The sequence below is a fragment of the Pseudomonas sp. CLCA07 genome (assembly GCF_053615335.1).
In genome coordinates, this window is record NZ_CM132131.1 from 2,142,881 (window position 1) to 2,155,202 (window position 12,322).

The 12,322-nt window shown below is 58.8% G+C and carries 9 protein-coding genes; 7 read left to right on the top strand and 2 right to left on the bottom strand.

The features are described 5' to 3' along the window. Position 1 precedes the first annotated feature (1 nt). The 6 genes from panD to ACWGZX_RS09855 all read left to right on the top strand — a co-directional run bounded on the left by panD (position 2) and on the right by ACWGZX_RS09855 (position 9,569). Positions 2–382, top strand: coding sequence for an aspartate 1-decarboxylase (gene panD, locus ACWGZX_RS09830; protein WP_003228271.1), 381 nt, complete (start codon positions 2–4; stop codon positions 380–382). A gap of 229 nt (positions 383–611) precedes the next feature. Beyond that, positions 612–2,276, top strand: coding sequence for a glucose-6-phosphate isomerase (pgi, locus tag ACWGZX_RS09835; RefSeq protein WP_452628175.1), 1,665 nt, complete (start codon positions 612–614; stop codon positions 2,274–2,276). 169 nt (positions 2,277–2,445) lie between these two features. Continuing rightward, complete coding sequence (gene acs / locus ACWGZX_RS09840) at positions 2,446–4,383, top strand: acetate--CoA ligase (protein ID WP_452628176.1); 1,938 nt, start codon at positions 2,446–2,448, stop codon at positions 4,381–4,383. A gap of 50 nt (positions 4,384–4,433) precedes the next feature. After that, positions 4,434–5,306 carry an oxygenase MpaB family protein gene (locus ACWGZX_RS09845; RefSeq protein ID WP_452628177.1) on the top strand — a complete coding sequence of 291 codons (873 nt, stop codon included), beginning with the start codon at positions 4,434–4,436 and terminating at the stop codon, positions 5,304–5,306. A gap of 201 nt (positions 5,307–5,507) precedes the next feature. After that, complete coding sequence (locus ACWGZX_RS09850; protein WP_452628178.1) at positions 5,508–6,524, top strand: class I SAM-dependent rRNA methyltransferase; 1,017 nt, start codon at positions 5,508–5,510, stop codon at positions 6,522–6,524. A 60-nt stretch (positions 6,525–6,584) separates the two neighbouring features. Further along, a complete protein-coding gene (locus tag ACWGZX_RS09855) occupies positions 6,585–9,569 on the top strand; it encodes a DUF748 domain-containing protein (protein ID WP_452628179.1) in 2,985 nt (994 codons plus the stop codon). Between the two features lie 217 nt (positions 9,570–9,786). Here ACWGZX_RS09855 and ACWGZX_RS09860 read toward each other — a convergent pair whose 3' ends face one another. Then, positions 9,787–10,140: a BON domain-containing protein gene (locus tag ACWGZX_RS09860; RefSeq protein WP_452628180.1), complete on the bottom strand. Its 354-nt coding sequence runs from the start codon at positions 10,138–10,140 to the stop codon at positions 9,787–9,789. A gap of 307 nt (positions 10,141–10,447) precedes the next feature. Next, a complete protein-coding gene (locus ACWGZX_RS09865; RefSeq protein ID WP_452628181.1) occupies positions 10,448–10,870 on the bottom strand; it encodes a pilin in 423 nt (140 codons plus the stop codon). Positions 10,871–11,103: 233 nt separating this feature from the next. Here ACWGZX_RS09865 and ACWGZX_RS09870 point away from each other — a divergent pair, with 233 nt between their 5' ends. After that, positions 11,104–12,321: a type II secretion system F family protein gene (locus tag ACWGZX_RS09870; protein ID WP_452628182.1), complete on the top strand. Its 1,218-nt coding sequence runs from the start codon at positions 11,104–11,106 to the stop codon at positions 12,319–12,321. Position 12,322: the final 1 nt, after the last annotated feature.

Consider the following 12,322-nt stretch of genomic DNA (forward strand, 5'->3'; position numbering starts at 1 on the left):
CATGCACGCCATCATGCTCAAGGCCAAGCTGCATCGCGCCGAAGTCACCCACGCAGTACTTGATTACGAAGGTTCTTGCGCCATCGACGGCGAATGGCTGGACTTGTCCGGCATCCGTGAATACGAGCAAATCCAGATCTATAACGTCGACAACGGCGAACGCTTCACCACTTACGCGATTCGTGGTGAAGAAGGCTCGCGCATGATCTCGGTCAACGGTGCTGCCGCCCACAAAGCCAAGGTCGGCGACCGCGTGATCATCTGCGCTTACGCTCATTACAGCGAAGCCGAGCTGCTCAACTTCAAGCCGCGCATGCTCTACATGGCGCCGGGCAATGAACTGAGCCACACCAGCAATGCCATTCCGGTCCAGGTCGCCTGATCGAACCGACATCCTGTCTTTTTCCCGTTTGTCGGACTGCTCCTGACTTCGATGTTAAAAAGTACCGGAAACAGGTCAGACAAAGGCAAGACAGATCATGGCGCGGGGGTTACTGTATTCGCCCTGCGCCATGAAATCGTGTCGACGCAGTTGACCGGACGCCCACCCGCAGCGCTCCGGGATTTTTAGTGTTCAAAAGGCCGTTCAAGTAAAAAGGAAACCCGCAGCGATGGCGTATTACCGCACTCCTCACGACGTGACCGCTCTACCCGCCTGGCAAGCGTTGAATGACCACCGCCAAGCCATGCAGGATTTCAGCATGCGCGAGGCATTCAATGCCGACCCGCAGCGTTTTACCCAATTCACCCTCAGTAGTTGCGGCCTGTTTCTCGACTACTCGAAGAACCTGATCAACACAGAGACCCGCAACCTGCTGGTGGGCCTGGCCAACGAAGTCGACCTCAGCGGCGCGATCAAGTCGTTGTTCGACGGTGAAATCGTCAACGCCTCCGAAGGCCGCCCCGCGCTGCACACCGCCCTGCGTCGCCCGGTCGGCGACAAGCTGTCGGTGGACGGCGTCAACGTGATGCCGCAGGTACACAAGGTACTGAACCAGATCACCGACCTCGTGGGCCGTATCCACGATGGCCTGTGGCGCGGTTACTCCGAGAAGCCGATCACTGACGTAGTGAACATCGGCATCGGCGGCTCGTTCCTCGGCCCTGAACTTGTGTCCGAGGCGCTGCTGTCCTACGCCCAAAAAGGCGTGCGTTGTCACTACCTGGCGAACATCGATGGCAGTGAGTTCCACGAACTGACCATGAAGCTGCGTGCCGAGACCACGCTGTTTATCGTTTCGTCGAAATCCTTCAACACCCTCGAAACCCTGAAGAATGCCCAGGCCGCACGCGCCTGGTACCTGGCTCAGGGTGGTTCGGAAGCCGAGCTGCATCGTCACTTCATCGCCGTTTCCAGCAACAATGCCGCGGCGGTGGCGTTCGGTATTCGCGAAGAAAACATCTTCCCGATGTGGGACTGGGTCGGCGGCCGTTACTCGCTGTGGTCGGCCATCGGCTTGCCCATCGCGCTGGCCATCGGCATGTCGAACTTCAAGGAACTGCTGTCCGGTGCCTACACCATGGACCAGCATTTCCAGAGCGCGCCTTTCGAACAGAACATGCCGGTGCTGCTGGCCTTGCTCGGCGTGTGGTACGGCAATTTCTGGGGCGCGCAAAGCCACGCGATCCTGCCGTACGACCACTACCTGCGCAACATCACCAAGCACTTGCAACAGCTGGACATGGAGTCCAACGGCAAGAGTGTGCGTCAGGACGGCACCCCGGTGTCCACCGACACCGGCCCGGTCATCTGGGGTGGCGTCGGTTGCAACGGTCAACACGCCTATCACCAGCTGCTGCACCAAGGCACCCAACTGATCCCGGCCGACTTCATCGTGCCGATCGTCAGCTTCAACCCGGTGTCCGACCACCACCAGTGGCTATACGCCAACTGCCTGTCGCAAAGCCAGGCGCTGATGCTCGGCAAGACCCTTGCCGAAGCGCAAGCCGAACTGCGTGACAAAGGCATGAGCGAAGACGACGTGCAGAAACTGGCGGCGCACAAGGTGATCCCGGGCAACCGTCCGAGCAACACCCTGGTGGTCGAACGCATCAGCCCGCGTCGTCTCGGCGCACTGGTGGCGATGTACGAACACAAAGTCTTCGTACAAAGCGTGATCTGGGGCATCAACGCCTTCGATCAGTGGGGCGTGGAACTGGGTAAAGAACTGGGCAAAGGCGTCTACAACCGTCTGGTCGGCAGCGAAGAAACCCCGGCTGACGATGCCTCGACCCAAGGCCTGATCAACTACTTCCGCGGCCGTCACCGCGGTTGATCTGACGCCAGACTACAGACGGTACTAACCTTGTAGGAGCTGGCTTGCCAGCGAAGCGGTGGATCAGTCGACATAAATGTTGAATGACACACCGCCTTCGCTGGCAAGCCAGCTCCTACGAGGGTCGTGTAGCTCCCCTCTTGTCGCACAACAAGAATAAGGAACCGTCATGTTCGATATCAGCACGTTCCCCAAAGCCGATGCCGTCCGCCGGTCTGCGAATTTAAGTCAAGACGACTATCACCGCCTGTACCGCGAGTCCATCGAACACCCCTCTACCTTCTGGGCCGAACAAGCCACGCGCTTTCTCGACTGGAGTACGCCGTGGGCCACCGTCCAGCGCTACAACCTGAAAACCGGTGAAGCCAGCTGGTTTGCCGGCGGCAAGTTGAATGTCAGTTACAACTGCATCGACCGTCATCTGGAACAGCGCGGCGATCAAGTCGCGATCATCTGGGAAGGCGACGATCCCGCCGAATCCGCGCAAATCACTTACAAAAAACTCCATCACTACGTCTGTCGCCTGGCCAACGTGCTCAAAAGCCGTGGCGTGAAGAAAGGCGACCGCGTATGCATTTACATGCCGATGATCCCCGAAGCTGCCTACGCCATGCTCGCCTGCACGCGAATCGGCGCGGTACATTCGGTGGTCTTTGGCGGTTTCTCCCCGGACTCGGTGCGCGACCGGATCCTTGATGCCGATTGCCGCACCGTGATCACCGCCGATGAAGGTGTACGCGGCGGAAAATTCGTGCCCCTGAAAGAGAAAGTCGACAAGGCGCTGCAAAATTGCCCGAACGTCAGCACGGTGATCGTGGTCGAGCACACCCAAGGCGAAGTGAAGTGGGTTGAAGGTCGCGACCTCTGGTATCACCAGGCCCTACGCGACGTCAGTGACGATTGCCCGCCGGAACCGATGGACGCCGAAGATCCGCTGTTCATCCTCTACACCTCCGGCAGCACCGGCAAACCCAAAGGCGTACTGCACACCACCGGCGGCTATCTGCTGCAAGCCGCGATGACCTTCAAATACGTGCTCGACTACCGTGATAACGAAGTGTTCTGGTGCACCGCCGATGTTGGCTGGGTCACCGGCCACAGCTACATCGTCTACGGCCCGCTGGCCAACGGCGCGACCACGCTGATCTTCGAAGGCGTGCCGAGTTACCCGAGCAGCTCGCGCTTCTGGCAGGTCATCGACAAACACCACGTCAACATTTTCTACACGGCGCCGACCGCCCTGCGTTCGCTGATGCGCGAAGGGCCGGAACCGTTGAAGGAAACCTCGCGCGCCAGCCTCAGATTACTCGGCACTGTCGGTGAGCCGATCAACCCGGAAGCGTGGGACTGGTACTTCAATGCGGTCGGCGAACAGCGTTGTCCGATTGTCGACACCTGGTGGCAGACCGAAACCGGCGGCATCATGCTCAGCCCGCTGGTCAGCGCACAACGGATCAAACCCGGCTGCGCCACGCAACCGATGTTTGGCGTGCAACCGGTGTTGCTCGATGAAACGGGCAAGGAAATAAAAGGCGCCGGCAGCGGCGTGCTGGCCATCAAATCCAGCTGGCCGGCGCAGATCCGCAGCGTCTACGGCGACCCGCAACGGATGGTCGACACCTACTTCAAGCCCTACCCCTGTTATTACTTCACCGGCGACGGCGCGCGACGCGATGAGGACGGCGATTACTGGATCACCGGGCGCATCGACGACGTGATCAACGTCTCTGGGCACCGTATCGGCACCGCCGAAGTGGAAAGTGCCTTGGTGCTGCACGACAGCATCGCCGAAGCCGCAGTGGTTGGTTACCCCCACGACCTCAAAGGCCAGGGCATCTACGCCTTCGTCACACCCATGAACGGCACCACCCCCGACGACGAACTGAAGAAAGTGTTGCTGGCCCACGTCAGCAAGGAAATCGGCAGCTTCGCCAAACCGGACTTGATCCAATGGGCCCCGGCCTTGCCGAAAACCCGTTCGGGCAAGATCATGCGGCGAATCCTGCGCAAAATTGCCTGCAACGAACTGGACACGCTGGGGGATACTTCGACCCTGGCCGACCCGAGCGTTGTTCAGGATCTGGTTGATAAACGCCTGAACCAATAAGCCTCGCGCGGCCAGCAATGGCCGCGTTTTATGTTCACCACTGAGTCGCCATGGAATTCATCCGTACCCGCATCGAAACCCAGATCATGAGCCTGAGCGGTCTGTCCCTCGGCAAGCTCGATCTGGAAAATCCCAAAGGCGATCCCGGCCTGTTCGGCCCCGACTCGGTGAGTTGGCAAGTGCATGGCGATTTCAGCAGCATGCTGATCGGCGGCATCAGTGCCTTGATGCTGCAAGCCTTGCATCCATTGGCCCTGGCTGGTGTCTGGGACCATTCGAATTTTCGCCAGGACATGCTCGGCCGGCTGCGCCGCACCGGGCAGTTCATCTCCGGCACCACGTTTGGCTCACGAAAGGATGCCGACTGGCTGATCGAGAAAGTCCGTACTATCCACCTGCAAGTAACGGGCACTGCGCCGGACGGGCGCCCCTATGCGGCCAGCGATCCAGACCTGCTGACCTGGGTGCATGTGGCCGAAGTCAGCAACTTTCTCGCCGCGCATTTGCGTTATCGCAATCCGAATCTGTCACTGGCCGACCAAGACCGTTACTACGGGGAAATCGCGTTGGTCGCCGAACGACTGGGCGCCCGTGATGTGCCCCGCTCGCGGCAGGAAATGGCTGATTACCTTGAGCGCATTCGCCCACAGTTGCTGTGTGACGAACGCAGCCGCGAAGTCTTGCGATTGTTGTTGAACGCCCCCTCCCCCAGTCGTCTGGCCAAGCCTTTCGGCGGTTTGATGATGCAGGCCGGGATCGATCTGCTGCCGGACTGGGCCAGTGACATGCTGGGCGTCAGCCAAAACCCGTTGCAACGCAAACTGATTCGCGCCAGCGTCAATCGCAGCACGCCGATGCTGCGCTGGGCGGTGCGTAATGGCTCGGTGCAACGGGCTAAACGGCGGATGGGGTTGCCGACTTAAACTCAAATCCTGTGGCGAGGGGGCTCGTCGGACCGCCGCACCGCCCCGTTGGGCTGCGAAGCAGCCCCAAAAATCTTGAGTGTTGCCGACATTTTGCCAGCGCTACGCGCTGGAACGGGGGCAAGCCCCCTCACCACAGGCAATCCCCCTCGCCACAGTGTTAAACTCCCGCGCCAAATTCCCTCCTGCAAGGCGCCCAGCATGTCTTCCTTGAATCAGGCGCTGCGCGCCGCCCTCGAACATCGCCAGGACCTGCTTGCCGAACTGCATCAGCAAGGCACCGATTGCTATCGACTGTTCCACGGCAGCCAGGAAGGCGCCGGCGGCCTGACCATCGACCGCTATGGCCCGCAGTTGCTGGTGCAAAGCTTTCACCAGTCGCTGGAGCGCGACGTGCTGCTGCAATTGCACGAGGCAATCAACCAGCATTTGGGCCTCGACACCCTGCTGGTCTACAACGACCGCTCCCGGGGCAATTCGCGCATCGACCGTGAAGACACGGTCTACCGTGCCAGTGAGGCGGCGCTGGAGGATTTGGTCGGCCACGAATGGGGCCTTAACTACCGGGTTCGCGGGCGTCATGCCGGCCAGGATCCGCTGCTGTTCCTCGACCTGCGCAATACCCGTGGCTGGGTCAAAGCGCACAGCCAAAACAAAAGCGTGCTCAACCTGTTTGCCTATACCTGTGGCGTCGGCCTGAGCGCTGCGGCCGGTGGCGCCCGTGAGGTGTGCAACCTGGATTTCGCCGAGGGCAACCTGGCAGTCGGCCGTGAGAACGGTCTACTGAATCCGCAGTTGCCAGCCATGCAATTCGTCCAGTCCGATTACTTCCCGGCGATCCGCCAACTGGCCGGCCTGCCAATCAGTCAGCGGCGCGGGCAGAAACTGCCGAGCTACCAACGCCTGGAACAACGCCAGTACGACCTGGTGTTGCTCGACCCTCCCGCGTGGGCCAAGAGTGCTTTCGGCACCGTCGACCTGCTGCGCGACTACCAGAGCCTGCTCAAACCCGCGCTGCTGACCACGGCCGACAATGGCGTGCTGATCTGCTGCAACAACCTGGCAAAGGTCAGCATGGACGACTGGCGCGAACAGGTGTTGCGTTGCGCAGAGAAAGCCGGGCGACCGGTGCGCGAGTGGACAGTGATGACACCGGGCGCTGATTTTCCGTCGATGGATCAGCAGCCGCCGCTGAAAACGCTGATTCTGCAGCTCTGACAATCACCCAAAAATTCAGATAAATCCTGCAAAGCGTGGGCACTTCGGAACTGCAATCGCATGCCATACTCCAAGGCACTCCGATCCAGACAGATGAAGCCACACATGACCAAAGGATTGATTCGCGCTATCGGCGCCTTGTTGACTGCTCTGGCCCTCTACAGCTTGCTGGGGTTTCTGATTTTACCGGGTATCGCGTTGCGGGTTGCCAACCAACAATTGGCCAACTACGCCACGGTGCCCGCCCACCTTCAGCGGATCGAACTCAACCCGTTCAGCCTGGAAGTCACCCTTTGGGGCCTGGTCATCGGCGAGCCGGGCAAGGAGCAGATCGGCTTCGAACGCCTGTACGCCAACCTGCAAGTGGACAGTCTCTGGACCAAGGCCGTGCATTTGTCCGAGATCGAACTGGTCAAGCCTAAGACTGAAATCCTCTTCAGCAAGGACGGCAAGCTCAATCTGCTTGGGCTATTCAAACTGCCAGCGAGCGAACCCACCCCCGCCGACCCGGATGCCAAGCCGTTTCCGCTGCGCATCGAGCGGATCGAATTGACCGGCGGCGCCGTGCACTTTGAAGATGCCCGGCCAAGCGAACCTATCGAGTTCCTCTACGACAAACTCGACTTCGAGCTGAAAAACCTCAGCACCCTGCCCGACGACAGCGCCGACATGACCTTGGTGGCCATCGGCCCCAACGGCGGACAGGTAGACTGGACCGGCAACTTCAGCCTGATCCCGCTCGCCTCCGAAGGTAAGCTGAAAATCACCGAAGGCAAGATGAAAGCCTTCTGGCCCTATGTGCGCGACGCAGTGCCCTTGGACCTCGAAAGGGGCATCATGAGCCTCAGTACCGACTACAAGCTCAATCTGTCCAAAGAAACCCAACTGCTGCTGAGCAATGTCGCTGTCAGCGTCGCGCCTTTCGCGATCAAGGCCCCGGACGGACGGCCGTTGGCGAAGCTTGAACGACTGGACATCAGCGAAACCACGGTAGACCTGGCCAAGCAACTCGTGGTGGTCGGCAAGATTCGCAGCCACAAGCTGGAAACCTGGGCCGCCCTCGAAGCCGACGGGCAACTCGACTGGCAAAAACTGTTCGCCAGCCAGCCGTCCAAACCCGCCGCCAAGGCCAAGGCTGAACCCGCCAGTACGCCAGCGGCAGCCGACTCACCCAAACCTGAACCGACGCCACCGGGCAAACCGTGGCAAGTGCTGCTCAAAGACGTGCAGCTGCGCGATTCCCAGGTGCACCTGGCCGACCGCAAGGCGCAACCCGCTGTGGCGCTGGAAGTCGGCCCGTTGAATCTGGACCTGCAGAACTTCGACAGCCTTAACGGTTCGCCTTTTAATCTCAAGCTCGACACTGGCGTGGGCAAACAAGGCAAGGTTTTGGCCGACGGCGTGGTCAATCTCGCCCCGATCAGCGCCAAGCTGAAGGTGCAGACCAAAGACATCGACCTGCGTGTCGCCCAGTCCTACATCACCCCATTCATCCGCCTGGAACTGCGTAGCGGCATGCTCGGCAGTGATCTGGCGGTCGATCTGAACAGCACTGAACCGCTGGCATTCAGCGTCACCGGCCGGGTTCAAGTCGATCAATTGCACACCCTCGACACCCTTAAAACCCGCGACTTCCTCAAGTGGCAGCAGTTGGTGCTCGAAGGCCTGAACTATCAGCACGGTGATAGCCTGTCGATCGACAAGGTCAACCTGTTCCAGCCCTATACGCGCTTCATGATCAATGAGGATCGAACCACCAACATCGATGACCTGTTGATCCCGCAACCGCCCGACACGGGCGCCAAAACCACCGCTGCCAAACCGGCCAGCAACGACAAACCACTGGGCATTCACATCGGCGGTATCGCCATCAATGACGGCTCGGCCAACTTCGCCGACTTCAGCCTGACACCGAACTTCGCCACTGCCGTGCAACAGCTCAACGGGCAGATCGGCACCATCGACAGCCGTCAGGCAAAACCGGCCAGCGTGGATATCAAAGGCAAGGTCGACCGTTATGCACCGGTGACCATCAAGGGCGCGGTCAATCCGTTCGACCCGATGGCCAGCCTCGACATCGCCACCAGTTTCAAACGTGTGGAACTGACCACGCTCACGCCTTACTCCGGCAAGTTTGCCGGGTATCGCATCCGTAAGGGTCGGCTCAACCTCGACTTGCATTACCTGATCATCAAAGGCCAGCTCAAGGCCGAAAACAAAGTGGTGGTCGAGCAACTGCAGTTGGGTGAAAAAGTCGACAGCCCGGATGCCGTGAGCCTGCCGTTGAAGCTGGCAATTGCCTTGCTCAAAGACGTAGATGGCAAGATTTCCATCGAATTGCCTGTCACTGGCGACCTCAATAATCCGCAGTTCAGCGTCATGCCGATTATCTGGCAAACCCTGCGCAACCTGATCGTCAAAGCCGCCGCTGCGCCGTTCAAAATGATTGGCGGACTGGTCAGTGGCGGCGGTTCCGAGGACTTGGGCACCGTTTCGTTCGCACCGGGCTCAAGCGATTTGAGCCAGGAAGCGGAAGGGGCGTTGGTCAAACTGTCCCAAGCCTTGAAGGAACGTCCGGCCCTGCGCCTTGAAATCGAAGGTACGGCCGCCGCCAGCAGTGACGGCCCGTTGATTGCCGAGCAACGCCTGGAACGGGAATACCAATACAACTACTACAAAATGCTCCAGCGTCGCGGTGACAAAGTCCCGGCCCAGGCTTCATTGCTGGTGGTCCCGGAAAACGAGAAAGGCCCGCTGCTGGAAGGCATCTACCGAACGCGCCTGAAGATTCAACCGCCGGCCGAATGGAAGGACCTGGGCAAGGAAGAACGCACCACCAAAATGCGTGCCGACGTGATCAAGTTCTGGAGCACCAGCGACGTGCTGTTGCGTCAATTAGGGCAGGAGCGCGCCGGCAGCATCAAGGACTATCTGGTGGACAAAGGTCAGCTGGCCGACGACCGCGTGTACTTCATCGACGCCAACCTTGGCGAAGCGCAAAGTGACGGTCGGGTGGTGACGCCGTTGCATCTGGATGCCGAGTGATGCTCACAAGCTTGCTGATTAGCCATTGAGCTCACCACAACCTTGAGTGGCCACAATTGTTTTGTGCAGCCCAAATAGAACAGGCCCCCGACACGAATGTCGGGGGCCTGTAATGGCCACATCCTTATGGCCGTTCGCATGAACTCCTAAGAAGTGGCAGCCGTATTACTCAGCCCGTCAGCCACACCTTCCCCCGGTCCAGGCGAGAAGTCTTGCCTTACTCGGCTTTCAGGCCGTCAGCGGAGACCGCTTTGACGCCTTTGATTTTCTTGGTGATCGCCACAGCGGTGTCTTTCTGAGCGTCAGTCACTGCAACCGTGGACGACAGCGACACTACACCTTTGTTGGTTTCGACTTTGATGTCGGTGCCAGGAATGCCTTTTTCGGTCAGCAGGTCGCTTTTAACTTTGGTCGTGATCCAGGTATCGGAAGTAGCTTCCTCGACCTTGGCAACTTCACCCGCAGCCAGTGTCAGCGGGGCTTGAGTGGTGGTGGTCTGTGCGAATGCAGCGTTGGCCAGAGTCAGGGTCAGCGCGGTAGCAGTAGCGGCAGCGATAGCGAACTTCTTCATACGTGTAACTCCTGTTTTTCTAGAAAGTCTGCTGGTTGTCTTCGCAGCAGGGTTACTGGGTAGAGTGCGAACACTGTGCCAACTTTGAGACAACAACAAAATCGTTATAAATCAACATGTTATAAATATTGTGAATTTTCGGAATCATGCAAAATGCATGACCAGGCAAAACCCTGCATGCAACTTGCGGGTTTTCACAAAGTTCCTAACACCCTGAATTTTTTGCTTTTTTTGCAGTAGCGAGGCATTCGACAAACAAAAAAAAGCCCCGCAACCGAAGCAGCGGGGCCGTGTTGGATGTCAGCGTTTACGAGGCGGAACTGGTGCAGGCTTTAGGCAAGTAATCTTGGTCAGCAGAACTGATACACGACCAGCCATTGACTGCATCACGCTTCAACGTAATGGTCTTGCTCAGCACTGGCCCTGGGGCATTCAAGATCGTGCAGGTGATGGTGCCATCGCCTGTGGCCACAGCGCCGGTGACCGCGACGGTGCAATTGCTGGTCTTGGCATTACCCGCCGGCGCCACGTTGTCTACCGTTGGCGCAATGCCTTGGTTGATCGCATCTTCATATGGCACTTTCATTGCGGAAATCTCGGCCAGCCCCGCCGTCACCTTCGCCCTGGCCTGATATTTGGAATACATCGGCAACGCAAACGTCGCCAGAATCCCGATGATCGCCACCACGATCAGCAGTTCGATCAGGGTAAAACCTTTCTGAGTCTTCATAGACAAGCTCCATGCATGAGTCGAAAGCTCATGATCTGAAAGAGCATCAGCACAGCCCATGCCAAGCGCCACAGCCCCTGTTGGCGGGGCGGCGAGTCGAATCAAAGACCGTTCCTACCCCCAGGAACCGCACTATCTGACACTTTTTGTCACCTCAAGGCCGCTGGTTTGGCTCAGCGCCTTGACTAGGCTATAAGCCATGAAGAAATCAATCGGGTCACCAAGGACTGAACATGTCGGTCAAAGCAGCAAAAACAAATGTCTACGCCTGGGAAGGCACAGACAGGAAAGGCACCAAGATGATCGGTGAGTTGAGCGGCCAGAACCCGGCGTTGATCAAGGCCCAACTGCGCAAGCAAGGCATCACCCCCGGCAAGGTGCGCAAGAAATCCGCGTCGATTTTCAACGTCGGCAAACGCATCAAGACTCAGGACATCGCCCTGTTCACCCGGCAGATGGCGACCATGATGAAAGCCGGCGTGCCGCTGTTGCAGTCATTCGACATTATCGGCGAAGGCTTCGATAACCCGGCCATGCGCAAACTGGTGGACGAGTTGAAACAGGAAGTCGCGGCGGGTAACAGCTTCGCCGCGTCCCTGCGCAAAAAGCCGCAGTATTTCGATGAGCTCTACTGCAACCTGGTGGATGCCGGTGAACAGGCCGGCGCCCTCGATACTTTGCTGGAACGGGTGGCGACCTATAAGGAAAAGAGCGAAAGCCTGAAGGCAAAAATCAAAAAAGCCATGACCTACCCATTGGCCGTGGTGTTTGTCGCGATCATTGTCACGGGGATTCTACTGGTCAAGGTGGTGCCGCAGTTCGAGTCGGTGTTCAAAGGTTTTGGTGCCGAACTGCCTGCCTTCACGGTGATGGTCATCGGCCTGTCGGCGTTCATGCAGCACTGGTGGTGGGTGATGCTCGGTGTGCTGATCGCGGCGATTTTCGGCGTGCGCCACGCTTTCAAGAAATCCCCGGGCTTTCGCGACTGGCTGGACACCTGGCTGTTGAAACTGCCCCTGATCGGCACGCTGATGTACAAGTCTGCCGTGGCCCGCTACGCCCGAACGCTGTCGACTACCTTTGCCGCCGGCGTGCCATTGGTCGAAGCATTGGAGTCCGTGGCCGGTGCGACCGGCAACATCGTGTTCAAGCGTGCGGTCCTGCGCATCAAGCAGGACGTGTCGACCGGCATGCAGCTGAATTTTTCCATGCGCACTTGCGGCGTATTCCCCAACATGGCGATTCAAATGACGGCCATTGGTGAAGAGTCCGGCGCACTGGATGCCATGCTCGACAAGGTCGCGGGCTTCTACGAAGACGAAGTGGACAACATGGTCGATAACCTCACCAGCCTGATGGAGCCATTCATCATGGTCGTGCTGGGTGTTATCGTCGGGGGCCTGGTGGTTGCGATGTACTTGCCCATCTTCCAACTCGGCTCAGCGATCTGAC